The following is a 24,818-nucleotide window of genomic DNA, read 5'->3' as shown; positions in this document are numbered from 1 at the left end:
TCATGCATCGGCTCTGGAACGCGATGCAGTCTACGGTGATGGGAGAGAATTCGTTTCCACTGAGCCCTCGTGTAGGAGAGAAGGAACATGAGCAGTACGCTGATGACCGTGTCCGGTGATGTTCACGGGACACGCGAAGACCTGCTGTGCTTTCTGGTCGCAACGGCTGCCGCATCGCACAGCCTCACGCGCGACTGGCGCGTGGACCATGTCGTCGAGAGCTGTCGAATCTGGCTCATGCGCAACGCCGCCGACTTGCCGTGGCTCGAGCGAGTGCGTCTCGGGCAACTGGCGCTCGATATCGCAAAGCGCGACCTCCGTGGAACAGGGATTTCCGTGCGTCAGTCGGATGTGCAAAATCTCTTTGCGGATGATATGTCGCTGAATCATGCGAGCACGCTCGTGCAATGCATGTGGCGTATCTGCCGCGACGCGCTGACAAAGGTGCAGTGGCGATGAAAGACGCAAACGATGCCGAAGCGTTGCTTAACGCGCCCGAACCTCGCGAAGCTGTTAGCGGCGACGGCTCGTCAGTTGAATTCAAGGTCGTGGCACACGGCCGCGACATTCGATGCTCGATTTCCCGGAAGGTACTTGAGGCTTACTTCTGGTTGCCGGTTGGCGCCGCCGAGGCGCGGATGATACGGGCATTTATCGATGGACGTTCGCGCATTGTTGCGCTGGCTGAACGGAAGGCGTTATGCGCCGCTGGCGAGACAGTCGTCCTCACGGCGAAAGATTTTGAGCGTAGATGAATAGGCGGGACTTAATGACAAAAGGCAAGGTCAAGTCGGCCGAAGCGGCTGCGTTGGAGCGCGTTGCGGCGGCCGCACGCGAAGTGCAGGCTGCATCTGCGGCGTTGAAGGCGCACTTCTCTGAAGCAGGTTCGCGTGAGCCCTCTACACTCGAACTGGCTCGATTCGCAGCAGCAATGCAGGAACTCAAAGAGGCGCGTGAGTCGTTCGATGAACTGTTGGCAGGCGGGCAATAGGCCGAAGCTCGCAGTGAGTGCGGCGATGCGGCAACGTCTGCGTTTGCGGAGCTGTGATGTCAATCAAGAGGAGTGGCGGGCATGTGCACAAGCTACGAGTCGAACGAGTATCGGAAATTCGAAGCATTCACCTTGTTCTCCGTTCCTAACTTTGAGTATCGGCCGGAAATATACAAAGACTATATCGCTCCGATTTTTCGACGTAGCGAGGTAGGGTTCGAGACTACGGCGGCTACATTTGGCATGGTCCCGCGAGAGAGGATTCCGCCACACGTAAAGCCTTACGACACGATGAACGCACGCGCTGAATCTATCGGCGAAAAGCGCAGCTTCTCCGGTGCCTGGAACCGACTTCAACTGTGCCTTATCCCCTGCGAATCATTCTTCGAGCCGAACTACGAGACGGGGAAGGCAGTTCGTTGGCGCATTGGACTCGCTTCTAACCAGCCGACTGCCATCGCGGGCCTATGGCGCGCATGGGACGAGCCCGACGGAGTGCCATCTTTCTCTTTTACGATGCTGACGGTCAACGCTGAAGGCCACCCGCTCATGAAACGTTTTCACAAACCTGATGCCGAGAAGCGGTCCGTGGTCATCGTGAGGCCCGACGCTTACGAAGATTGGCTCTCGTGTCGGAATACCGACGAAGCAAGGTCGTTTCTGCAGTTGTACCCGGCGGATGAGATGCGGGCGGAGCCGTTTCCCCTTCCGCCGAGGGCGCCACGAGCGAAGCCAGCCAACGAGGGACAACAGTCGCTGCTAGATTGAACACATCCCGGTCAACGCATCGAGAGGCGATGAATTCGTTGTGGTCGCGGCGGAAGTTTTTTTGATGGCAGGAGCGTCACTATGCGGCTGCAAGTTGGCCGCACGTTTTGCGCACCCTCTGACTCCGCGATTGACTCGTTAAAGCAGCATGCTCGCTCCGTTCCCGCGATTTTACCTGCGCGTCGAAGGCGCGATAGGGCTCGCAGATTTGGTTATCCACGTCTCCCGTTTTGTCGGTGCGTTGCCGCTCGTTAAGAAGGCAGCATGCGCTAATCCTGTATATGCGTTCGCGCCAAACGCGATAGAGCAGAACGTGCGAACCGGCGGCGCCGGCTCCCGCCGGCTGATTCGTTTCGCGAACCTGTACAAGTTCAAGTCCCTATTGCGGGTATTATCGTTCCACCGCTATCAGCGGACCTGCAACTATTCCGCAGACGTTTTCCTACAAAGCTCCTTCGCGGATGCACGAAAGGTCTTCTCCGCACACCAGCCAGTCCGTTTCCACACCTATTGGATGGACCTAAGATGAGCAGCGAATCAGAGAATTGCCAGAACGAAACGCTGAACGCGTTGCGAAACGAGCGAAAAAGAGTCGCAGTGTTTCTCGTAAACGGCATCAAGCTGGTCGGATACATTGAGTCATTCGACCAATATCTCGTGATGCTGAGTTCGGCAGGGGGCACGCAGGTGGTCTACAAACATGGAATTTCGACCGTGCAGGAGGACACCGGCAAGTCGCTTCGGCCTCTGGGCCCACGAAACGGCTTGTCAGCGCCTCGCGACGTAGGCAGACAAACAGGGGGCGACAGCTTGTCCAACCGGCCGCATGCGACTGGCATGGACTAGCCCTAGCATGTCGCGACTCGCATCATAGCCGCGTCGTAGCATGACCGGTCCATCACCCTCTTGTAATGGGCAGGGGAACTGCGTGTATGCGAAGCCGTGCCACACCCGCCGGTGCTGTACGACTGATGCGAACCAGCGTCGTTGACTTCTAGGTCGGAAACATGACACAGCGTCTTCTTCGCCGCAAACTGGCCGGTTGCGCACTTAAAATCGGTGCCGCGTCCACCTCGATGATTTCGGGAGATGCGCGGGATGCCTTCGTCCATCATCGTAGATAACGGGCCAGAATTCAGGCCTCTCCCCGGCGAAATGCGGCTCGCGAGCTAGCCAACTCCATGGCTCATCCCGAGTAACTGCGCTGGCGCGTAAGTCCAACTTTGCGGTGTCGGAGGTCTTCGTTCCCTTGCCGCGTCGAAGGGACGCTTCGGGGGTCCCGTCCGGGCGACGACTCAGTGCTCGTCCCCCCACCGTCGGCGCGCGGTACGGGCAATGGACGCCACGGGCGACGCAGACCCTCTTGTCGTCCGTCGCCCTGCCGAATAGACTTAGAGATGGCGTCGACGGCGGCCCCCCGAGGACCGCCTCACGTGCTGTTATCGCACTTGTTCCAAGGAGGGCAGTATGAGCCTTCGGTCGTTCGAACACGCCCTCGCGCGCCTTCAAAAGGTCCTCAAACTTCTCGACGAAGCGGAGAAGGCTTCGTTCGCCGGAAAGGTACGAGAATATGCTGAATGGCTCTCCTCTTATGAAAAAAACGGAATCTGTTTCAATCCCGACGGCGCCGCCTTTCAAGCTTTTCTCACCCACGTCAAGGAAGCCGAGGATTTGGAGCGCCGGGGCGCGTACAACGATGCGCTTTTTGCGGGCTATGAAGCACTTCGCGTCCTTTCCAGCCCGAAATTACGGGCTGCACGATGTGTCGCGCTTGCTGACTTGCCCAGCGCCCCCGACGACTTCCTCGGCGATATTCCGGGCATTCCGGGTAGCGGAGGGGTTGCGTCAGGTCCCTAGCGCGGGATTCTGCGCTGCAATCATGGTTTGTCGCCGCGAGTTCATTGTTATCCCGACGGGCGGCGGCTGTTTGACTCGCGCTCCCATCCGTGCCGGACGCACCGCGTGCAAGAGCTTTCCCCTAAGCCGACAACCGCGGCGGCGAGTCCGCTATCGCAAACTCACCTTTTGCTGACGCTGCGATTCCGCATTCCATGTCTGGGTGTTACCAGCCATCCGCTTTCTTTCGTGAATCTTTTAACTTATATGCGGATGTGCATGCTTCCAACGGAACTCGGCCTTCCTACCCAAAGCGACCGTTTCTATGCAGGCGACGCTGGCTCCGAGAGCATTGCATACGCCGCCGGCGTTTATTTTTGCGAGCGCTGCTCGAACCTTCGCAAGCGCAGCTTCGGGCGACGCGTTGTCCGAGATTAGGGCCGCAACATTGAATGAACTGCCGGACGGTGTCTCGACCCAGTTCGGGCAGGCAGACTCGGCAGTCGCGCGGACGGTGAGGGGCAGTGCGACGAGCGCGGCTGTGCGCCAGCGACAGCCACGTGAGAGGTGAAGACGGAGTTTCATCAGTTCGCCCGTATGAGAGCGTTCGAGCCCGGCCAGCGATGGCTCGCAAAGCACTTATCGGCGGGACTTCGATAGCCTGTGTCGAGGCCGAGGTTGGTCGCAATTTGCCACACGTACACGCGCGAGAAACGCACACCTACTCTTGCTTCGATAAGTGCACGAAGACGGCTATTCGTCCATGCGTCACTATCGAATCCGTATCTGCTGGCGGAGTTACAGAGCGCCGCGGCAATCCACGCGCGGGTCTCTGGGTCGAGGACCGATGAGCGGCCACCAACGCTCAATCCCTTCAGTGCGTCGAGCCCTCCCGCTTCAACGAGTGCTAGATACCGCCTGACCGTCTGCGCCGAAAGGTTAAGGCGGGCGGCCACGTCTTCGCGCGGTACACCATCGAGCAGCATCTGGCCGGCAGTCATGCGGCGTATCACGCTAGGAAGATTCTCCGAATCGCGGGGCATCTGTGCGCTCCAATTCGTGAGCCCATGGCGGTACGACATTTCGTACGTCGACTAGCTCAGCCGGCTCCGTTCGCGAGATAGTAAACCATATGACCGCGTCAATGAGCGACGATGCACGTCCGAGAAGCGCCAGAGATTGTTGTCGCTCCAAGGTACCATTGGCACTCGTTTTCAGAGCGTTAAGACGCTCGGTACTACATCTGCGCGAGGAATATTACGCATTCTCGTCCGGTGCTTCAAGTCCTCCGAAGGTACCCCGGGTTTCCCCACGATTAGCCGCGGCGCCGCTACCCTCAAGCACGAGGCGTCTCCTTGGCAAAGTGTTCATTCGTTAATGGGTCGCGCACGTACCGGGGATGCTAAAAAGTACGTCGACTAGACCCTGGATAGCAATGTCCAACCTACCACGTCGTTTGACAAGCCTCAACGATACGGAAGTGGGTTCCCCGACATTTGGGCCCGGTTGTTGCTGCGGTGGAATAGCTTGGCTGGACGACGCGATGTCATGAAGGTAGAACGACCATGCCACAGGTTATCGTCGGACTCTTTACGTCGTACCGCGACGGACACGAAGCGCTTCGGGCGCTGCAATTATTAGGGTTGAGCCGTGACAGTGGCCATCTGTATCGGCCTGGCCCGCGCGACGCGGCCGCAGGCATTCTTCTGGACACCGATACGTGGTCGGAGGTGGAGCTTCACGCTCCCGACACCGCTGAATATGCGGCTCATGGCGAACATCAGGGCGTAATTGGCGCCTGCAACCGCTATTCAGGGTGCGAGAGCGATTTGCATGGTCGCGGGAACACTGCTCTGGCGAGCAACGATGACGTCGCACGTACACTGCTAGTTATAAGCGAACCCTCAGCGATTAAACCGATTGTCGTGTGCGACGTCCTCTACGAGCACGGCGCCGTCGCAGTTAAGGACCCGGCCGGCCATTGGCGTTTTTCGCCATACCGACGAATCTGCAGAAGCCAGGAGTAGGCGACGTTGGAGGAGACTGACGGACGGCCGCCGCCATCCCTCCATACCGTCACGCACCCAGCGGGCGATTCCAGAGGTGAGCCTGCGAGACGCCAGCGCGTCGGACTATCGAACCAGGGGCGCCCGTTCCGGACATTCGAGACCACTTCTTCGCGCCATGTGAGCGCTGAGCGAATTCGCCCAACTCGATTTGACAATCACTGCTCCGAGTTCGGAGTGGTTCGGGCGCAGTGACAAGCCCGTTATTGCAGCAACGTCCGTGCACCTGCCAAGTCTCGCGCGCCATGAAGAAACCGGCGAGAGGCCATGTAACCACACCTATTCGCGAGTATCGCAACGCTTCCCGCGAACGAGCAGCCGTTCCCTCACCTTCCTGCATATGTAATTCAGCGCCTGCCGAACGGCCGGCCAGCCAGACGAGGTTTGGACCTCGTCGATTGGGCTCGCCGGCCCGCGTCTTCACACACTCGCGGTCCGCCTCTAGGCACGCTCGTTGCGGTGACTGGGTGGAGCGCTGGTCGACAGGAAACATGGACCGTCGTTCGATGAATCGTCAAACCACCGCGTGCTGCTTGCGCTCGTCGTGGCCAGGCGAACGCCGCGCGAACGGGAAAGAGCATTCGACTCGTCGACGCGGCGACCATTCAACACACGCGGGCAATAATTTCAGGAGGAAATCATGTCACCGGTTGACGTTACAACGCCCCGTTCGGGAAGTGAAGGCGGTGCGAACATTGTCGGTAGTGGTGTGGGCGAAGGCCCTGGTCCCGAGGTGATGGCAGCCTCTTCGTTAGACGACACGAAGGTCATTACTTCCGATGGCGAAGACGTGGGAAAGATTTCGGAAATTATGCTTGATGTGCGGGGCGGCCGCATCGCCTACGCCGTGTTATCGAGCGGCGGTTTCTTGGGTATGGGCAACACCTTGCACGCCATCCCTTGGAGTGCCTTGACCCTCGACACCGATGAAAAATGCTTTCGAGTCGACATCACGGCCGAGCGTATCAAAAGTGACCCGGGTTTTGACAAGGACCACTGGCCCGCAATGGCCGATGCTGCCTGGGGCTCGTCGCTTCACGAGTACTACAATCGCAACCCCTATTGGTCAGCCACGCGCGATGTAAGTCGGGCGGGAGACGACCTGTAAGCGGCTCCGCAGATGCAGTCGACAAGGATTGTGGGGCCACACGACCCCACAATCCTTGTTTTTGACGCCTAGCGTAGGCTGATTTGGTGACGATGATGTGCACACCCTACGGCCGGCACATGTACTATTTCCCAGCGTCGCCGTTTATGATGGTGCGTCCTATCGGCTACAAGCGCGGCCACCGGGAGCAAAACGACTATCGAAAAAAGCATCAACCACTCGGTGTCACATGGGCACAGTCCTAATCGTCGATGATGAGCCCGATATTCTGTACGTCCTCGAACTGATTCTGACTGAGCGCGGCTACCGTGTAGTGAAGGCGTCCAACGGCCAGCATGGGTTAGAGCAAGCGCTTTCCGTCCTCCCGGACCTCGTTCTCTGTGACTGGATGATGCCCATCATGGACGGTGTGGGTCTCTTCTGGGCGCTGAAGAGAACGCCGAAGCTACAGGCCATCCCCGTCGTGTTCATGTCTGCGGCGCAACCGCCGGGCGAAGTTCTCGGTGCCGGCTTTTTGCGCAAGCCATTCGACATGCCGGACCTCTTCGCCGTGCTCGAACAATACGTCCGACGTTGACGGAGCGAACTGAGGCGACTAACGAGACTGCTTCTCTCTGGAGGTCGCAAACTCACCATGTCAGGTTACTTTGAACGTGACGGTAATCCGACTGAACGAGACCGACCGGTCAACAGCAACTGAATCTGACCCACGGCCAGCGTACGTCCTGACCAGTCGCATGCCGAGGCCCGTGCCACGCGGCTTCGGGAAGTCTTCCGGAAACCCCTCTCCCTCGTCCTCCACTGTCAGGCGCACAGCATCGTCCACACGCTCAAGTTCTACACTAACTTTTCCTCTACCGTACTTCAGTGCGTTCGTAATGAGTTCTGCGGTCACAAGACCCAACGGCGCCAGGCGGGATGCGGGGACGACAATCGCGGGCGCACTAAACACAATCTTGCGCTCAGGGGAGAGCCCCGCGAAATCCTGAACTAATCCCTTTAGGTATTCGCTCGCGTCCGTCGCCTTGGCACCATCCTCCTCGTACAGCCGATGGTGCACTGAGCCCACAGTCATGACGCGCGTGGCTGCGGCCTGCAAATGAGCAGCCACAGCCTTGTCCCCAGCCAGGTTCGCCTGCAGGGCGAGCAGCGTTTGCACAAGCTGTAGGCTGTTGCGCACTCGGTGATGGACCTCCTTCATCATCAATGCGGAGTCGCCCAGCTGATTCTCCTGATTCGACACCAACGCAGCCAGTTTCTCCTCGTTGACATGACGCTCAGTGACGTCGCGCAACGCAAAGACGACCCGATGAATCTGCCCATCGTCTTCATGGATTGGAGCTACGGACACGTCCCACCAACGCGGTTTTCCGGATTTAGTGAGGCAGCATCCTTCAAACCGGACAGGCTCCCCACCCGCGGCCTTCTGAAGTGCTCGATTGACACTGTCTCGCTGGTCTGCAGGCCACATGTCGCAACATTCCGTTTCAGCGACCTCCGTAAGCTCTTGAATCTCCAACTGCGAAAGCCCGTTGTAGTTCATAAACTCTATCCGGCCGTCCACGGAGACCACCTGGATGCAGTCAGTACTCGCATTGAGGACGCTGGTCGAAAACGCTTCATTCGACGTTTCCGCCGATTCGGCAGCAAGCCGCTCGCGGCTCATTGAGATTACGTTGGCGATTGCCTCCAGGAAAACAATGTCCGTCTCGATGAAGTCTTCATCATCGGCACTGTCCGCTTCCAGCACCCCATAGGTTTCCGGCACGCCGCGAATCGGGACATTGATGGCGCGCTTTATGCCGTGGTTCGCGAGCAGCTGCGGAGTCCTGAATCGGTGTTCAGTCCCTAAGTGATTCGACAAGACGGGGCGTCCGCTCGAATAAGCGTATCCGGCGGGACTTGCATCGTCCGCGGCCAGTTCAATCGACCCGATTTCAGCCGGGGTCCAACCGACCCCCGCCTCAAGCAAAAAGGAGTTGCTTTCGGGAACGTATTTCAGCACTTTCACGAAGCGTGAGTGGATGCCCTTTGACACAATGTGACACGCCTCATCCATCAATGCGTCAGGGCTTCGCAAACGGAGCACCGACGTTGCAAACTGCACGGCCAGTTCGTGCTGACTGCGTAATCGTGTCGCCGACAGATTCAGCGCGCTCTTAATTGTCTCTTCGGACGACAACGGTTCCATGTGCTCTTCCTCACTCACGATAGCTCACATTTTGCTCCAACAGTCGGCACGCGACTTTTCGAAAAAAATACCTGTCGCTTGATGCTCGCCTCGACCCCTAAGGTCTCAGCGGTTTGACCAAGTAGGCGCCGACACCGTCCGCAAGAACTACCGATATCTGCGCCTCGGCAGGCGTTTCATGTCGGCAATCGGTCGTTCGTCCCGTTTGCTCCCGAGGCGACTAGCAATTCGAGGTCGGCTGCCTCTTACCGCGTGGGTCCGCTCGTCTAGGGCGACATCTGCCGGCCATCAACGCACGTTCAAGCCGTGAAGGAACCGAAATATAGTAGTTTCCATCTCTGCAGAAGGAGTAGCCTCAATGCACAGACTGCGGCTTCGACAAAGCAAGCGACCCCAACGGCCGCAGCAGGCCAGCCCACTTTCAACCGCGCGTACCCAGAACAGCATAAACCTGCTTCGGCACGACCGGCTGAAGGGAACACCCACGCCCGTTGGTTAGCGCCAAATGGACCACCAACACAGCCGCCCCGGCGCCGACAATTCCGGCGCTTCCCGCAGGGACGCGGCTTTGCATTGACCTCAATTGGAGGGGCATACCATGCTGGTTAGAGAGAAGATGAAGGCCGCGGTGTTTCTGAATCCTGGCGAGACCGTGGCCGCTGCGGCGCGCAGGCTACGGAAAGACAATATTGGCTGTCTGCCTGTGTGCCAGGATGGCCGACTTCTCGGGATGATTACGGACCGCGATATCGCAATGCGCAGCGTGGCGGATGGTCGAAACGCAGACAAAATGACTGTGGGCGAAGCAATGTCTGTGGACGCGATTTGCTGTACGACGGACGACTCTATCGAAAAGGCGGCCACCATCATGCGGGAGGCTCATGTTCAACGGCTTGCGGTCATCAATGACGACCGTCAGTTGGTCGGCGTGATATCCATGACCGACCTAGAGGGCGGTAGCTCCGAACGACGCCCCTTCGAGGTCATCTTCTACAAAGAAATACTCGACCATGCCGGCCTTCCGCACCACAGCCAGCTAATGCGCGTGTCAGTCGCTCAGGGTACAAAACAGGAAGCCGTCGGAGCAGCTATCAGTCAGTTTGAAGAGACGAAGCGGGTCACAAATTGGAACACGGTCGCTGACGGCTACGATGTGTTGAGCATCCACATTGGTGAAACGGGTGAAAGCATCGAAGTACTTGAGTTAACATCCGAAAGAGATGCAGAAATTCGTCCTCGCGCGCATGCTCTGTGGGAGCAAGCGGGCCTTCCGGAAGGCCAAGACGCTCGATTCTGGGAGCAGGCGGCACTCGACGTGGACAGTGAGGGCCGGTCACCAAAATGAGCGAACCAGTGCAGTAACGGACGGCTGATGGTGAGCGTCGGCAGCGTATAGCATCGGGTCCAGTTCGGCCACGCGAAGGCGTCCTGCAGGTTCTGGTCCGAGTGCGATTTCACCCCCGAGGTTTAGGGTGCGTGTGACATACCGGGAGATGCGCATTGCGCTTTCACGTTGTAGCTTTGTATCTCCCCCGCCGCTCCGCGAGACGCCTTGCAGAGATGCTTGAGGGTGGTGCAGATGAGGGACATATAGGTCCACTTTCGTACGAAGCGGCAAAGGACTTGACCGCAGCAATGTTCGGGTTCCGCGATTGGAAAGCGTTGCACGACTCGCTGAGAATGAGTGTTCCCTCCGAATCGGACGAGGTGGTATCCGAGGCAGCAGAACTGGCAAAGCGCCGACGCTGGCAGGCGTCCGAGCTCCAACGGCTCTATTCCAAGATGCCTATCGCGTTCGCCGAAAAGTTAGTTGACGAGTGGCGCCCGACCTGCGGGATTGCCATCTTCCATCCGCCACAGTGGGCATACGCCGCGCGAGCCAAGGCCGACCGGCGCATGCAGTCGCGTCAATGAACGGTGAGGTCTTCGTGCGGCACCACCGTCGCGCATAGGTCGTTGTCTTACACAGTCGCAGTCGGTAACGCCAACCAAAGCATTCTGTGACGAAGCTCTTCATGCCCTCCTAGTCTCGGGCCTTCGGACGAGGTCGGTCGGAATTGCTGAAGCGCTCCGCCTTTCCGTCCGAGTGGCATTACCCGGCGACGGTGAAACAACTTGCGCGACGCTCTTGATTTTGGTCCATGCTGGTCTTGTAGCACTTCGCAGGCTGGTTTACATTTAAGTTACGAGGTCATTCCGGCCTGCGAGTTCGCGACTCGGTGCGGTCGCAACGCGGCTCTCTCGTTCGATGTGACGGGGCTCGACGAATTCGGGGAGGAGCAATGCGGGAAATATGGATTGGCGTGGTCGCGGCACTTTTACTCTCAATATCAGGATGCGGTTACAACACCATCCAGAGCCAAGAGGAACAGGTAAAGGCGAGTTGGTCAGAGGTATTGAACCAGTACCAACGGCGCGCCGATTTGGTACCGAACTTGGTGAGCACCGTCAAAGGCTATGCAAGCCAAGAGAAGGAAGTACTTATCCGCGTGACTGAGGCTCGTGCCCGAGTCGGCTCGGTTCAAGCGACGCCTGAGCTCATCAACGACCCACAGGCATTTGCGAAATTTGACGCCGCACAGGCAGACTTGTCGTCGTCGTTATCTAGGCTGCTGGTGGTGTCCGAAAACTATCCGCAGCTTAAATCCGACGCCCTTTTTCGGGACTTGCAGGCTCAGCTTGAAGGAACAGAGAACCGCATCGCGGTTGCCCGAAACCGGTACATCAAAGCGGTGCAGGACTACAACACAACAGTCCGGTCGTTTCCGACGAACCTCACCGCCAGCGCTTTCGGATACAAAGAGAAGCCAAACTTCTCGGTGCGCAACGAAGCGGAAATCTCCCGTCCTCCGACTGTCGATTTCAGCACATCACCGACGCCGGCCAGCGGAGCAGGCAAGTGAACATCCTGATAGCAGTGAGAATCCTGCTGGTCGCCGCCTTATCCTTCTTGTCTGCCTTTGCCAGCGCAGATGTCGCGATTCCGCCGCTTAGCTCCCAAATCACCGACGCGACGGACACACTCACGAGCGAGCAACGTTCAGCGCTCGAACAGACATTGCAAGCCTTCGAGGCGAAAAAGGGAAGTCAAATCGCGGTGCTCATTGTGCCAACGACCCAGCCCGAATCCATCGAACAGTATTCGCTGCGGGTTGTCGAGCAATGGAAGTTGGGCCGCAAACGTGTAGACGACGGCGTACTGCTTATCGTCGCGAAAAATGACCGCACCGTCCGAATTGAGGTCGGCTACGGCCTCGAGGGTTCACTCAACGACGTCACAAGTAATCGCATCATCAATGAGACGATTGTGCCGAGATTCAGGCAGGGAGATTTTTACGGCGGTGTTACGGCGGGAGTTGACCGCATCATCCGTGTCATTGAGGGGGAACCTTTGCCGCCCGCATCCACCCGCGCGACCACCAGCCCCGACGGGCCCGGAAAGTACTTGCCCATTCTCTTAATGCTGACCCTGGTGGCGGGTGGCATCCTACGCACGGTTCTCGGCCGCCTGCCCGGCTCTATCGTGACGGGGGGAGCAGTCGCAGTTGTCGCGTGGTTCTTGTCCGGGGCAATTTTTATCGCCATCATCGCCGGCGCGATTGCCCTCGTATTTACCCTGCTGGGCAGCGGCCTGGGTGCATACGTTGGTGGGCGAGCGCTCGGCGGACAGTCAGGCAGATTTGGGGGCGGCTCGAGTCGAGGGGGTTTCAGAGGGGGCGGTGGCGGTTTCGGCGGCGGCGGCGCATCCGGGAGGTGGTAGCAATGAACCTCAAACGCGTTATCAGACATTTGTTCACCACTCGCTGGACCGTAAGCCGCGCCTTTCCGCCTCGCTCGCTTCGTGCCATTGAAGAAGCCATTGCGACGAACCACGGTGCTCACACCGGTCAGGTCCGATTTGCGGTCGAGGGCGACCTTGACGTTAGTGCACTTGTTAACGATATGTCTGCGAGGGAGCGTGCGATTGAGGTATTTTCAGAGCTCCGCGTGTGGGACACCGAACACAACAACGGCGTTCTCATATATCTGCTGCTTGCCGACCGCGATGTAGAAATCATCGCGGACCGAGGCGCGAGCGTCAATGTGACGGCGGCCGAATGGGAGGCCATCTGTCAGAGCATGGAGGGCGATTTGCGGCGGGGGAAATTTGAGTTGGGCACGACCCGAGGGATTGAGCTCGTAATCGAGCTCCTAAAGACGCATTTCCCAGCGGAGCGGACCGTCGGTGATGAGTTGCCAAAGACGCCAACCGTGCTGTGAGCAGGTAGGCGGTTAAGTATGTCTCGCAGACTGCATGCATACGTGCGGTCGCGGCGGTTACGAAGCCTGCTACCGGAAAGGTCGCCGCTTAGAACGTTGACCTCATGAAAACAACGCTCTAATCGACCGCCAGAGCACCGCGAAACGGTGTGCGTTTTAGCATCCAGCGACTTTATGTCGCCGTGCGGCGTGCCGCGAGTGCACAGCACAACGCACTTTTCCTATCGCGGTCGCTGCACGCCGCACGCAATAGCTAGCGTTGACTGTGACGAGTAACAAAGTCGTCGCGGTGAGGCGACGCCTCAATGGCACTTACTGCCGACGAACGGAACCGCTTGAGTCCAATCGCTTGCAGCTTAACCAGGCTAAGGCAGATAGCGGAGTTCATTCCGGTACCGCTCGTCGTTCAAATGCTTTCGTCATGCTGGGCTCGACCGACAACACGTGCCGTCGTCGTAGCGACGAAAAAGAAGAAGACCCGCGGTCATTGCTGTCGCAGGTCAATCGACAATGCCGGTTCTTCGTGTACTTTCGTCATTCCCCATGGACGCCGGCTCCGAGCCTTCCGGGCTCTGACCTCAACAGCCTATCCGGCGTCGGTAAATTCGTCTGTCTGTTTGAGAACAGACAGCAAATTGCGTTGTGAACTGCAGACGTGAGTTGTCGTCCCTTTCTGGCTGCATCGCCCGGTGCGGGACGTGTATTCCCGCGTCGAGTCCGCCAAAGCTCCGGTGCTGTTCCTCGAACTCACCCCTGGTCAACCCAGCATTTAAAAGAGAAAAGGATGGCCCGCCTCGGCGGACCATCCGTGGCTCGCAGAGTGAGAAGCTACGTCGTCACAGCGGCTGAATGTTCGACGCCTGTTTGCCCTTCGGGCCTTGTTTCACCTCGAAACTTACCTTTTGGTTTTCCTGAAGCGTTTTGAATCCCTCTGCTTTAATTTCCGAGAAGTGTGCGAACAGGTCTTCGCCCCGCCGCCGTCAGGGGTGATGAAGCCGAAGCCCTTTGCATCGTTGAACCACTTTACTGTACCGGTTGCCATCATCGTGTCCAAAATTGAAAAAGACCACTATTAAATTCCTTTGGCCGATGTGCGATATCTGCCGAGCGTGCTCCGCACGAGGTGGCTAGACAGATATCGTAAATCGGTTGATTAGTTTGTCGTTAAACGCTCGACATTGCAAGCGTATGCAAGTTCGTGTGGGCGCGCAATTAGCAGTTCTCTAAAAACACTATCGCGACTCAAGTTTCCCCTTGAAGTCACCGCGCGGCGATTAGATAACGCCACTTCGGAAATACGAGCAAATGACGCCCAATGGCGACGGCGAGCGGCGAGCAGCAAAACACCCCGGGGTCACGGCCCATCCTCGGAGATTCCTCGAGCACTTGCCAAATGGTGACAAGAACGCTTTCCATTCGCACTTGAAGCATCGAAGGATTGTGACTTTAGTACGTAAGGGCCTATTCTGATGCAATCCGAAAACTATGAGGGCTACAGCATCTGGGACCCACGCAAGCAAGCAGACATCCTGCAACTCAAGAGATACGCTGGAAGTGGCACCATTACCCGAAACAACAGGCTGATTGAGGCATCGGGCGTTCTTGACCTTTTCGACACAGAAGAGGAAGCACAGTACGCCGGCCTTAGCTGGGCCCGTGCATGTGTCGACAACCACCGGTAGGCAGTTTCACTCCCCGATTAACGAAAGCCGGACTGTCACCTTCGGGCGGCGGAAAGGGGCGGTGTCGGCGCAGAGCAAATGCTATTTCTCGGCTTTATCGTGCATGACCATAATAGTTTGTTGTATGAGGGCACAAAGAGTTTCCTTGCCATCCTTGATGGCGAATAGCCTGCGCGCCAGGAGCCTCGTATTCATACGTTGTTCTCGCGGCTCGAGCCGTAGGTATCTACGAATTCTGCATCAGTCGGCGTCAACGACTATGGCAGTGGGCGGCGATTGCGACCGACCCACGAAATGTCCGCATGGGGCAAGGGCACCATAACTCGGCGAACGCTCTCAATCGCTCGGACCGGCGGAAAATGGAACCATCAGATTCGCTATCTGTCAGTCCGTCGTCGATTGAAAGCAGTAGCATGAGCCGCCCTAACACACCGAACACCGGATTGCGCACCATGAATCTTTGATGAACACAAAAATGCATACTTTGAAGGTCCTTACACACCGTTGCAAGCGCACCTTCGCCGCGCACTGCATGGCATACAGAAATTTGCTCCAAAGCACCCGGAGACACTTTTAGCAGCTTCAACTTACACCTTTTTTCGCTGCGATATGAGGCCTTTCTTCCAACGCGCCAGGCTCCCAAGTTACCCATCCTTCCGGGACGCCAACTTTAGGTTGCACCATTTTATGGTGATTCTCGCCTGCGCAGCGCTCTGCACCGCAGCACAGGCCGCCTCGGGTGCGCCGATATTCGTTTTTCGCGTCTCTCATCAGACTGCTTTAAATGTGCCCGTGGTCATCAACGACGCCTATGTCTCGCTCGAACCAGGCGCTGTGTACGAGCAATGCCTGATGTCGGACGTAAGCGCGCAGAGCACCGGCAGTCCGTTCGCCGAGAACGGCTGTCCGGGTCCTTTTATCAGGTTTCAAGCTCTGGAACCGCTCGCTGCATCCGCCGCCGTTGTACGCATCCGATACACGGTATCTGTACCCGGCGAAGCGACCGCCGACAGCGTTGCCATACGCCGGGTACCTCGCGCGCGCACGGAAGGCATTGCGACTGTACCGGATGACGGTCCATGGCAAGAGCTCGCGCTTGGCCACGCCAGCAAGTTCGAGGTAGAAGTCAAGGACGAGTCCTCCGATGACAACGGCCCCTACGCTATTAGCACGAATGCGCTGAGCCGTTGGCTTGGCCTTGACGGCAGCACGCCGTAGTGCGGGCAGCGTCATCATCGGGCCGGCGGGTCCGGACTGCCGTTAGGACATCATTTGCGCATCGCGGCAGGCATGCCAACAGCTATCTCGTTGTCGAACAAGGTTGCGCACGGCGCACCTGTCGACTTAAGCGAACTCCTGCTGACAGTCACCACCGGAGACACTACGCAATGCAGAATCTCGCGAACCGGCCCCTCCAATTTTTTGCGCTTAAGCCAAAACCCTAACGTCGCTCTGCGAGCAACGCGTCAAACGCCTCCCGTGCATTCTTCAACTCTTGCATCGCGGCCGCGAATCGAGCCAACTCAAGGGTCGACGGACGATGTCCACCTTCATCGGCGAAATGCACTTCAAGCGCCCTTGACGCAGCCTGCACCTCGCGAGCGGCGCTGGCGACTCGTTCAAGAGCTTTAGCCTCGGCCGACCTACGTTTCTTTTCGCTCATGTGGTAATTTCGTCCTATCAGGGATGAAAATTCTTCGCCTGTAGAACAACGGAGTCAAGTGCGGATTTTTGTTTCAACGCCTTTCGCTCCGCAACGGCCATGATTTTCCGAAGCCGGCACAATCGAAGGACCTATCGCATTGACTTCAAAGACGTGCCTGCACACCCATGCGTATAGGGCGACTTTCTGCAGCCGCTCGCTAGCTCGGAAAGCCGCGTACGATGCTTCACACTAATCTCCTCAGTTGGTTCCAATGGCTCGTCCAGCCAGGTCGATTCCGAAGACCAGGGACGCTAAAGTCGACCTTTAACGCAGCTCCAGCTCGATGTCGTCAAAGAGGACGTGCTGAAGGCCGCCGGCAAAAATCACTGACTGGTCGTCAATTTTCTCGCGAAGGAAGGATGTGGCCGTGCGCAGAAAATGAGCGCCGGAGGATGAGTGAATGTCCGCCCCGATTGCAAAGCTGAAGAGCGTCGGCAAACCCGCCCGTGAAAGTCGAATCTCGAGCTCCACGAGTCCAGCCACCGCTAGCTGAGCCACTGCTTCAGCGAGCGAGGCGCCAACGCCAACACCACGGTGACGTGGGACAACCCAGATTTCGAGTACCTCGATTTCAATCGATGGCGCCTGTCCATCGGACCCATCCTCGACCCGAACCACGAACGTGCAATAGCCGACCGGCGAGCGACCAGAGTATGCGACGAGCTGATAGCCGAACCGCGCGCAGCCCGCGACAAACTCATCGTCGCCACAATCTTCGCCCTGGGTTACGGACGACCAAGCTGTGTCGCCGGCAGATAAGCTCTGTCCCGAAAGAGGTGACGCTTCATGGCTTGCGTCGTCATCGTCACGGGCATCGCGCAACTTCATTCGCAACAGGCGCACAGCAGCATGGGAAGACGAGTTTTCGTGATGCCCGCAATACACGACGTAACGCCGGCCGCCAAGCGCGCACTCGAGAACCGCCTCTCCTGCCGTGGCGGCAAGGGCCAAGGGGTCGATAAGGGATTCGGTGAGCGGGGAGCTGGCCTCGAGCAAATCAGTGGGCGTGCAGTAGATTTTTGAATTCCAATCGGCAAGCAGCCCCTATTTTACCCTGCTGGGACATTGAGCGCACACACAGACCAGCACGCAGGTAGCGCACACGCTCAACTCATCGACGAACTGTGCAGTCGAGCGTCGCCACGGGCGTACCCGCTGAGTCCGCGGTACTCAGGAATTAAGGTGCCTCACCAGGCCCTGCTTGTCGCCGCGTATCTCACTCAATCGCGCGAGATTGAGGTGCGCATCGACATGCGTGGAGTCCAGTCCCGGGCATTGCTCATATGCCAGCGCGGCCGCATTGTATCGTTTGAGTGTTCTCGCCGATGCCATTTTTCCCCGTGTGCCGACAACGGACTGACCAGCCTGAAATCAAGAAGCCATTTCTCCAACTACGCCTCGCGGCCCAATCGGGCTGTTCAGCCGATATTCGGCATGCGGCTCAATATGGTGTCGGTGCTGACGCCTGACAAGCTCAATCTGGCGCAACTCACCGACCTTGAGGCGCTGCTCAGGCAATACACCACCAAGCGAACGGCCCGTGCTGGCTGTATCGCGAGCAGTTGCGTGAGATTCTCGAAAGCAAGCAAATTCATGTCGTCTCTCAGACGTTGCAACAGTGGGTGCACCAACGTCCTGCGCTCGAAGGTCGAACCGATGAAGGGACGTCGCGCGATTGATTCGCCGACACTTCGACGGAATTGTTGCGTGGGCCCAGACCCGCCAGACCAACGGCTTCATCGAAGCCATCAACGGCTTGTTTCAAGCGGCGACGCGAAAGGCGCGCGGTTACACGCGCTTCGCGACGACGCGCACGGTTCTCTTTCTCATTGCTGGCAAGCTCGATTTCTCGGGCTTCAATCCGCATGCCCTTTATCGCTACCGGCCTGCCGGCGGCGTCAAGCCAGTCGAGCCAACTCGGGACGCTTGGAGTACTCGGCGACAGTGGAGGAAATCAACCATCGACGCGGCGAACGCTAGTACACCCGCACTGGACTCGCGCGAGAGGTTTGCTGCTCGTGTCAGTGCTTCAAGCCCTTTCGCATAGCGGTTTGCGTGGACCCGCTCTTCTCAGGAGGGGTACAGGTCGTCGCTTTTGCGTCACCTCGGCGCCAAACCCTCTATTTTCGGGCCTCGCCCGTTGCAGATTCACATCCGTGTTGTTACGCTAACGCCAGCCTGAGGATTTAGACCTTTGCGTATTGTCGGTGACTACGCAAAGGCAAAGGTCTCAGGCGGACCTTTGACCAATGACGAGGAATCTATGGCAACGACAAGTGCTACGAAATCTGCAGCAAAGCCGGCTCCGAAGAAAGCTGTGACTTCGGTCCAGAAAAAGGCGAAGGCGCCCCTGGTGAAGAAGGCTTCAGCCCCTGTTACGAAGAAGGCGGTCGCTGCCACGTCGCTCAAGCCCATCAAGGATTCGTTCACAAAGGCTTCGCTCACCGTCCACCTTGCAGAGCGCGCAGGTGTCGAGCCGAAAGCCGCGAAGGCCCTAATGGCCGCACTGGAACAAACGGTGCTCGCGTCGGTCCACAAGAAAGGTGCAAAGGAGTTTACGCTGCCGGGTCTGCTGAAGGTTGTCGCTCAGGCCGTGCCGGCGAAGAAGAAACGCTTCGGTAAGGACCCGTTCACGGGTGAAGATAAGTGGTTCGCCGCGAAGCCCGCTTCGGTACGTCTGAAAGTGCGCCCCCTGAAGAAGCTGAAGGACGCCGCGCTCTAAACCGAGCCGCTGGAAAGGAAGCGCCCCTCGACGCAAGTCTGAGGGGCTTTTTTGCTTCTATGCGCGAGGCGCACGGGCGGCAGCCCTCTTGGTCGAAGCGTTCGTCTTGCTCGCGGTGCCGGCGCTCGCGGTGCCAGCACCAGCACATCGTCGTCTGCGACGCCTGCAATCACAAACTTCGTACGGCCTATCGCGGCGACCATCCACGCTAGAGCCCGTCTGCTACCGCTCCAAGTGGCACCGGCGTGTAGGTCATCGTATTCTGCTGGCTGTGGACCCGCGAACATAGTGCCAAGCATTTTCGCCTTCGCTGCCTATATCGCGCTCGCAGTTTTGCCCTCGATTAAGAACTTCGTCCGGTCCTTCGCGCCCCTCTCCGGGACTGCAAGTCAACTGTCGCCTACCCAGGCCTCAGGGACGCCTATACGAATGTCTGGAGCGCCAGGCAATGCGCCACTGGGCCAATCGCGTCCATCGCCGGCTTGGGGAGAAGCGCCGGCAGCGGGCGCGTCGGCAAGCACCCCCGGATAACCACCTGTTACCAATCTCGTGCATCGGTTTCACCTGTAAGTCGAGGTCGCCCATACACTCGGTTACGCGCATGCCCAACGACGACTTGGGGTATGCAAACGCATCGCGTCATTCACGCACTGACCGACAGGAGAGACCAATGCTGCGAATTCGACTCGTTCGAGTGACTGAGCAGGTGGCGGGTACTGAGATGTGCGCCGAGTACTGCGAGCAAACCGGACGACTTCGCATCCTCAGAAACGGAGTGCCCATAAGGGAATGGTACCCCCCAACCTCGTGGCAGGCTATCGCGTCTGTCGCCGGCGCTCGTAACTGGGGAACTCGTCCGGACACGGAAGAGCTTCGGGAACTGCTTTCAAATCACCTGCCGTTGTTGCGTAATAGCTAAGAGGGTGCCCTGAGTTGTAGACGCTTGCGCTACAACGTTTTCTTCATGCACGTCGCCGCTCGCAGGGCACAACCGCGCAAACTGCCGGCTTGCCCGAAGTTAGTCGGACGCTCCGTTGCGTTGCGCCTCCGTGTATCCCATCCGTTGGAAGAACTGGCCAGCCCTCGTCGTAAACAGCCGTAATTTTGTGACGGCCCAACGAACGGACCGTGAGCTCCGCGGGGAAGAGCAGCCTAGCGCCCAAGCCGGCGTTACGAAGCGTGCTCCCCACAGCCAGTGAGCGGAGTAGCGCATTCTGACCGTATCGTTCCAGTCCGACGGTCCCCACAACCGCGCCGATGGTGTTTTCAGCCACCAAGAAGTCAATCAACAAGGCCGCATTGACGTCAAGAGTGCTGCCGATGGGCGAACCGAAGGCACCGTGCAGGGTTCGCCCACCGGACATTTCATGGTCCGGGCGTCGAGCCTGCGGAAGGCCGTTGCGAAGGCGATGGACCAGCGAGCTAATGCGCCTGGCCACACACTGCGACCCGGCGCATACCGGACAAGCCCGGCTTTCGTGTTCGTCCTTCAAATCTTTGCCGAGCGCGATGCGAGAACAGAGCACCTTGCGGCGACCGACGCCGCACTCCACCTGTTAATTCCGGCCGTCAAGCTCGTTAGTCGGCACTTGAAACCCGCCGTCATAGAGCTTTTCATTCTCATCTTTATGCCAACGGTGACTTCGCTCCATCGAGCTCAAGATGAGCCTGCGGTGTGAATAGCATTCACGAAACAATCCTCGTTGCGTAGTCAGCGCGGAAGTCTAGCTGGAGACCAGCTCGTTTGAAATGAAGGGTCGACTTTAGCGTTAAGGGAAGTTGTCGTGACTGAGTAACCTCTGGTAGTGACTTACCGCCTCTTTAAGAGCGGTCATTTTTCGTGCGGCGCTATGAGGCGGGTCCCCCTTTTTTAGGGCCGAAGACATTGTCAGCCTTAGGGTGCTTTGAGCGGCCCCGGTTTTCAGTGCCAAAAGGCAATGTTAGTCTTCGGCGTTCTGTTGGTCCGCCATGACACTGATTACCGGGGGCCGCTCACGTTCACTGTGGCGTACCACGAGCAAAATCTTAGGGACAAAAAAAAGGCGCCACGGGGAAAGCCCCGTGACACCGCAAAAGTTCTGGCATACCGAGGGCCAAAGCCAGAACCTGAGAGTTTGCGACACCTTAAGAGTGACAAAGAACATTGTCGTCGCCGACGCCTCGATGAACAATTGTATGACGATTTTCGAGCAGTCCTAGCACTGATACATATGGTTACCGTATAAACGAACGAGATTCCGCCGCACTCTCAAGGGTGCCGAGAAACGAAGTTTGGTGAATATTCAGCGGCTCGAGGATGAAACACCGTAGAGAACTGTCGAAGTATACGGTCCTTCACGCCCCACTTATCCTCCGGAACGCATACTCCACAGCAGAGTGCCTCGATTGGTCTCTCGAGAAAGCGGCAGTGTTTCTCGCGGCAGAAACGTCCGACCAGGTGAAGGCGGCCGAGTCTGCACGCGCTGACGTCTGAAGCTCGAAGGGCGCCTCTTCTGTCGATTCGGAGTCCGCGTTGGGGACTGTCTGCGCGCCTGTGCACTTTGAGGTATGTTTTGGGGCGGTCATGCCATAGTTCAATCACAAGGCCTCCTATATTTATTACAGACGACCGCTGCAATGAAGAGGTCTCGAATGGCATTCGTAAAATTTGTGTAAAGAGATAGTCGATGGAAGTGAGACAAACACCAACAGTTGATGAAGTATCCCAATCGCGGCACCGCGGCCTCGTAGGCGCTTTGGTCTACATGTTTGAGCGTCTCATGCCAGACCCCTTCGTGCTTTCAATCGGACTTACGGCTGTCGTCATCCTGCTATCGCTCTTCTTTGCACCCAACTCGAACTTCGACCACATTGTGACGTCGTGGTACAAGGGAGCATTTGCAATTCTTGCCTTCGCGCTGCAGATGATTCTTATCCTGGCGACGGGTTTTGCAATCGCGGATGCACCGTTGGTGCAGCGAGCGCTGCGTGCGTTAGCTTCTCGAGTGCAAACTCCGACAAAGGCGGCGCTACTCGTCTTTCCCGTCGTATCTATTGCAGCGTGGATTAACTGGGGTCTCGGCCTGGTCGTCGGCGCCTTACTCGCCAGAGAAATCGCGAAGCGTGTGAAAGTTGATTTCGCCTGGCTCGTCGCCGGAAGCTACTCGGCATGGTCGGTCTGTAACAGCGGGCTCTCGAGCTCAATCGCTCTATCACAGGCGTCGCACGGAAACGCCTTGAATCTCGTCGAGAAGGCAACAGGCCACGTCATCCCATTGAGCGAAACCATTTTCGCGCCGTTCGTGTTGGTTCCGACGATTGCGGTGGTTGCTCTCATGATGTTCATCTTCATACGGATGCATCCAGCCTCGGCGGAAATCACCCAATTCTCCGAAGCGGAGGTTGTGCCAGACAACGACCCTCATGCGCGCGCAAGCAATACAAACTCATTTGCATCACGGATGGAGCGGTCACCGATTGGCACGCTCTTCTTACTCGCAATGGGATTGGGTTATCTGGGGGTGCAATGGCGCTCAAAAGAATTCGAACTCGACATCAACACGACCATCCTGATTTTTTTGCTGGTTGGACTCGCGCTACAGAAAACCCCTATCGCTTACGCGGACGCCATTCGTCGAGCCGCCCGACAGACAGGCTCGATGCTTCTGCAGTATCCGATGTACGGCGGCATCATGGGCATCATGAGCGGAACCGGGCTTGCCTCGGTGATTGCCAAGACATTTGTAGCTGTTGCCACACCGACCACCCTCGCTCTGTGGAGCTACCTCAGTTCGTTGATTATTACGCTGCTGATTCCGAGCGCAGGTGGTCATTGGGCTGTGCAAGGACCATTCGTTCTTCCTGCTGCACTCAGCATACACGCCCCTGTCGCGCGGACGGCCATGGGAGTCGCCATGGCAGAAAACGTGTCGAACATGTTGCAACCCTTCTGGGCTGTGCCGGTCGTTGCAATTGCTGGGATTCGCATCCAGCGTGTAATGGGATACACGGCGGTGACGTTCATCGTTACCCTCATCGTCTACGCGGTTGCACTCTGGCTAGTACCGTAACGTGAGCATGGAGGTCGGCAGCGCTTTTCCCGGTGATGCGGCTAGCGTTCCCGTTGGCACGAAACCGTCGTCGTGTTTCTGCAAGCCACCCTGAACGACCGGATAAGCCGGGTGGCCTAATGCACCGCCAAATGAAAGCTACCGTGGCAGATGCGCAACGCAAGCACGGTACACCGATTGGAAAACAGGCGAGCGATAGTCAAGTTGCCATCGGTCGACACCAAATAGCGCCGCTATACCGCGTTCATCAGGAGGAAAATCAATGGCTACTCGAGGAGCCAGTTCCTCAGCGGCATGAGCCAGCGCGAGCCTGTCCTGCCAATTCGTCGAGCCACCGTTTGCGCGCAACCAGATTTGCATCGACTCGACGAGGTTATCCACCGTTAGCCACGCGCCGGTGAGTGCAAGCGCGGTGAGTTGAGACACTACGAGATAGCAGAGAAGTTCGGCCCGCGCCTCGCTGTCGAGATTGTGCGGCCATTGACTCACGGAATCCTCCTCGCTTTGAGCCGTGTCTACCGAACTATTATCGTGTGGATTTCAGTGCATTTCTAAGACCGCGTGCCATAGCAGAGAGTGAGGTGCGATGATGCGATGGTGGACCCTCCTGATTGGTGCTTTTCTGGCAACTAACACCGCAATCGCTGTCGGCCTGGACAATCGAGACGGCGTCCGTACGGCAACGATTGAAGCGGCCGCGGCCAACGCCCGATTTGGAGGCAAGTTCTGTGGCGTTACCCTCGCCGATATATCGGAATACAAGGCAAGAGTAAAAGCTCGAGTTGGCGAGCCTCGCAATTTCGAATCCGATTGGGACCGAGGCTGGAGGCGTGAGCAAGAAACGATAGTCGGCTACGAGAAGCTGGGCGCTGAGAATCCGCCATTGTTCGCAAGGGATGTCGGGGCTGCGTGTGCGGAGCTCATGAAAATGCAGTAATAGCTGGATTTCGCCAACCTCAGTCCTCCGGCGAACGGATACCTAAAGCCGCTTCGTCAGACAACTCGCGCTCGTTGGACACAACTGCGCGAGCTGAGGACTCTGCCCTACTTCGGCCGGTGCACTGCTTCGGTCGGCCTCCACGTACTCCATCGACCGGAAGAATCCGGCGGCAATTGTTGTTAGCAGCCAAAGCTCCAACACACCCGCTGAGCGAGCCGCCGCTTCCGCGTAGGACAACAGAGTCGTACCGAAGCCAACGTTGCGGACTTGCCGTGCGACGCAGAGTGACCGAAGCAACACATTGCGGCCAAGCCGCTCAAGTCCCACACTGCCAACAATCCTGCCGTTGGCGTCTTCGGCTACCAGGAAGTCCACGAGCAAGGCCGCATCCACATCGGCGATAGGCAGTTCGTTCTCTGCGAGCAATGCCTTGACAGCATCAAGGTCATCGCTTCGAGCTGTGCGTATTTTCATGGCGAAGGTATCGGTGTTAGACGCGG

The 24,818-nt window shown here is 57.8% G+C and carries 23 protein-coding genes and 2 pseudogenes; 18 read left to right on the top strand and 7 right to left on the bottom strand.

From position 1 onward, the window contains the following. Positions 1-87 precede the first annotated feature (87 nt). From BG61_RS24215 to BG61_RS24185, 6 genes are all read left to right on the top strand, one after another. The gene (locus tag BG61_RS24215; RefSeq protein WP_232256020.1) at positions 88-459 is read left to right on the top strand and encodes a hypothetical protein; all 372 of its coding nucleotides are present in this window, start codon (positions 88-90) and stop codon (positions 457-459) included. After that, entirely contained in the window at positions 456-755 is a 300-nt protein-coding gene (locus BG61_RS24210) for a DUF1488 family protein (protein ID WP_051672761.1), read from the top strand. Before BG61_RS24215 ends, BG61_RS24210 begins: the two co-directional genes overlap by 4 nt. A 14-nt stretch (positions 756-769) precedes the next feature. Beyond that, the gene (locus BG61_RS24205; RefSeq protein WP_035928044.1) at positions 770-991 is read left to right on the top strand and encodes a hypothetical protein; all 222 of its coding nucleotides are present in this window, start codon (positions 770-772) and stop codon (positions 989-991) included. An 81-nt stretch (positions 992-1,072) separates the two neighbouring features. Further along, a complete protein-coding gene (locus BG61_RS24200; RefSeq protein WP_035927891.1) occupies positions 1,073-1,759 on the top strand; it encodes an SOS response-associated peptidase in 687 nt (228 codons plus the stop codon). 525 nt (positions 1,760-2,284) lie between these two features. Then, a complete protein-coding gene (gene hfq / locus BG61_RS24190; protein WP_051672759.1) occupies positions 2,285-2,605 on the top strand; it encodes an RNA chaperone Hfq in 321 nt (106 codons plus the stop codon). Positions 2,606-3,226: 621 nt separating this feature from the next. Beyond that, positions 3,227-3,616, top strand: coding sequence for a hypothetical protein (locus BG61_RS24185; RefSeq protein WP_035927886.1), 390 nt, complete (start codon positions 3,227-3,229; stop codon positions 3,614-3,616). A gap of 563 nt (positions 3,617-4,179) precedes the next feature. Here the strand turns inward: BG61_RS24185 and BG61_RS24180 are convergent. Then, positions 4,180-4,638 carry a helix-turn-helix domain-containing protein gene (locus BG61_RS24180; protein WP_232256018.1) on the bottom strand — a complete coding sequence of 153 codons (459 nt, stop codon included), beginning with the start codon at positions 4,636-4,638 and terminating at the stop codon, positions 4,180-4,182. Between the two features lie 1,663 nt (positions 4,639-6,301). Between BG61_RS24180 and BG61_RS24175 the strand changes: the two genes are divergently transcribed. Together BG61_RS24175 and BG61_RS24170 are read left to right on the top strand one after the other, a co-directional pair. Continuing rightward, entirely contained in the window at positions 6,302-6,769 is a 468-nt protein-coding gene (locus BG61_RS24175; protein WP_035927883.1) for a PRC-barrel domain-containing protein, read from the top strand. A 229-nt stretch (positions 6,770-6,998) separates the two neighbouring features. Continuing rightward, positions 6,999-7,346 carry a response regulator gene (locus tag BG61_RS24170; RefSeq protein ID WP_035927880.1) on the top strand — a complete coding sequence of 116 codons (348 nt, stop codon included), beginning with the start codon at positions 6,999-7,001 and terminating at the stop codon, positions 7,344-7,346. A 60-nt stretch (positions 7,347-7,406) separates the two neighbouring features. Here the strand turns inward: BG61_RS24170 and BG61_RS24165 are convergent, their stop codons facing one another. Then, the gene (locus tag BG61_RS24165; protein ID WP_035927878.1) at positions 7,407-8,960 is read right to left on the bottom strand and encodes a sensor histidine kinase; all 1,554 of its coding nucleotides are present in this window, start codon (positions 8,958-8,960) and stop codon (positions 7,407-7,409) included. Positions 8,961-9,558: 598 nt separating this feature from the next. Between BG61_RS24165 and BG61_RS39370 the strand changes: the two genes are divergently transcribed. The 5 genes from BG61_RS39370 to BG61_RS24140 all read left to right on the top strand — a co-directional run bounded on the left by BG61_RS39370 (position 9,559) and on the right by BG61_RS24140 (position 13,220). Then, complete coding sequence (locus BG61_RS39370) at positions 9,559-10,305, top strand: CBS domain-containing protein (protein ID WP_051672758.1); 747 nt, start codon at positions 9,559-9,561, stop codon at positions 10,303-10,305. Between the two features lie 278 nt (positions 10,306-10,583). After that, positions 10,584-10,874 (top strand): hypothetical protein, encoded by a 291-nt coding sequence (locus BG61_RS24155; RefSeq protein ID WP_129572068.1) that lies wholly within the window; start codon positions 10,584-10,586, stop codon positions 10,872-10,874. Positions 10,875-11,242: 368 nt separating this feature from the next. Further along, on the top strand, positions 11,243-11,863 hold the full coding sequence (locus BG61_RS24150) for a LemA family protein (protein WP_035927872.1): 621 nt from the start codon (positions 11,243-11,245) through the stop codon (positions 11,861-11,863). Continuing rightward, complete coding sequence (locus BG61_RS24145; protein WP_035927871.1) at positions 11,860-12,720, top strand: TPM domain-containing protein; 861 nt, start codon at positions 11,860-11,862, stop codon at positions 12,718-12,720. Before BG61_RS24150 ends, BG61_RS24145 begins: the two co-directional genes overlap by 4 nt. 2 nt (positions 12,721-12,722) lie before the next feature. Next, entirely contained in the window at positions 12,723-13,220 is a 498-nt protein-coding gene (locus tag BG61_RS24140; protein WP_035927868.1) for a TPM domain-containing protein, read from the top strand. An 836-nt stretch (positions 13,221-14,056) separates the two neighbouring features. Here the strand turns inward: BG61_RS24140 and BG61_RS40300 are convergent. Beyond that, positions 14,057-14,262: pseudogene (locus BG61_RS40300) on the bottom strand (cold-shock protein). A 427-nt stretch (positions 14,263-14,689) separates the two neighbouring features. Here BG61_RS40300 and BG61_RS44115 point away from each other — a divergent pair. Both BG61_RS44115 and BG61_RS24130 read left to right on the top strand, forming a co-directional pair. Beyond that, on the top strand, positions 14,690-14,902 hold the full coding sequence (locus BG61_RS44115) for a hypothetical protein (protein WP_035927866.1): 213 nt from the start codon (positions 14,690-14,692) through the stop codon (positions 14,900-14,902). A 687-nt stretch (positions 14,903-15,589) separates the two neighbouring features. Beyond that, positions 15,590-16,120, top strand: a complete 531-nt coding sequence (locus BG61_RS24130) for a hypothetical protein (protein WP_129572067.1) — start codon at positions 15,590-15,592, stop codon at positions 16,118-16,120. A 223-nt stretch (positions 16,121-16,343) separates the two neighbouring features. Here BG61_RS24130 and BG61_RS24125 read toward each other — a convergent pair whose 3' ends face one another. Together BG61_RS24125 and BG61_RS24120 are read right to left on the bottom strand one after the other, a co-directional pair. Beyond that, positions 16,344-16,565 carry a hypothetical protein gene (locus BG61_RS24125; protein ID WP_035927861.1) on the bottom strand — a complete coding sequence of 74 codons (222 nt, stop codon included), beginning with the start codon at positions 16,563-16,565 and terminating at the stop codon, positions 16,344-16,346. 306 nt (positions 16,566-16,871) lie between these two features. Then, positions 16,872-17,603: a GNAT family N-acetyltransferase gene (locus tag BG61_RS24120; protein ID WP_035927858.1), complete on the bottom strand. Its 732-nt coding sequence runs from the start codon at positions 17,601-17,603 to the stop codon at positions 16,872-16,874. 471 nt (positions 17,604-18,074) lie between these two features. On the opposite strand from BG61_RS24120, the pseudogene BG61_RS40290 reads away from it, so the two are divergent. The 3 genes and pseudogenes from BG61_RS40290 to BG61_RS24100 all read left to right on the top strand — a co-directional run. Further along, positions 18,075-18,477: pseudogene (locus tag BG61_RS40290) on the top strand (transposase); the annotation flags it as partial. A 393-nt stretch (positions 18,478-18,870) separates the two neighbouring features. Beyond that, the gene (locus BG61_RS24115; RefSeq protein ID WP_035927856.1) at positions 18,871-19,329 is read left to right on the top strand and encodes an HU family DNA-binding protein; all 459 of its coding nucleotides are present in this window, start codon (positions 18,871-18,873) and stop codon (positions 19,327-19,329) included. Positions 19,330-21,995: 2,666 nt separating this feature from the next. After that, the gene (locus BG61_RS24100) at positions 21,996-23,378 is read left to right on the top strand and encodes a short-chain fatty acid transporter (RefSeq protein ID WP_051672757.1); all 1,383 of its coding nucleotides are present in this window, start codon (positions 21,996-21,998) and stop codon (positions 23,376-23,378) included. 138 nt (positions 23,379-23,516) lie between these two features. Here BG61_RS24100 and BG61_RS42130 read toward each other — a convergent pair whose 3' ends face one another. Then, positions 23,517-23,867 (bottom strand): hypothetical protein, encoded by a 351-nt coding sequence (locus tag BG61_RS42130; RefSeq protein ID WP_075584216.1) that lies wholly within the window; start codon positions 23,865-23,867, stop codon positions 23,517-23,519. A 490-nt stretch (positions 23,868-24,357) separates the two neighbouring features. Then, positions 24,358-24,792, bottom strand: a complete 435-nt coding sequence (gene arsN2 / locus BG61_RS24090; RefSeq protein ID WP_035927847.1) for an arsenic resistance N-acetyltransferase ArsN2 — start codon at positions 24,790-24,792, stop codon at positions 24,358-24,360. Between the last annotated feature and the right edge of the window lie 26 nt (positions 24,793-24,818).

Origin of the sequence: Caballeronia glathei (genome assembly GCF_000698595.1) — a bacterium.
Lineage (GTDB): Bacteria > Pseudomonadota > Gammaproteobacteria > Burkholderiales > Burkholderiaceae > Caballeronia > Caballeronia glathei.
This window is presented reverse-complemented; position numbering and strand designations above follow the sequence as displayed.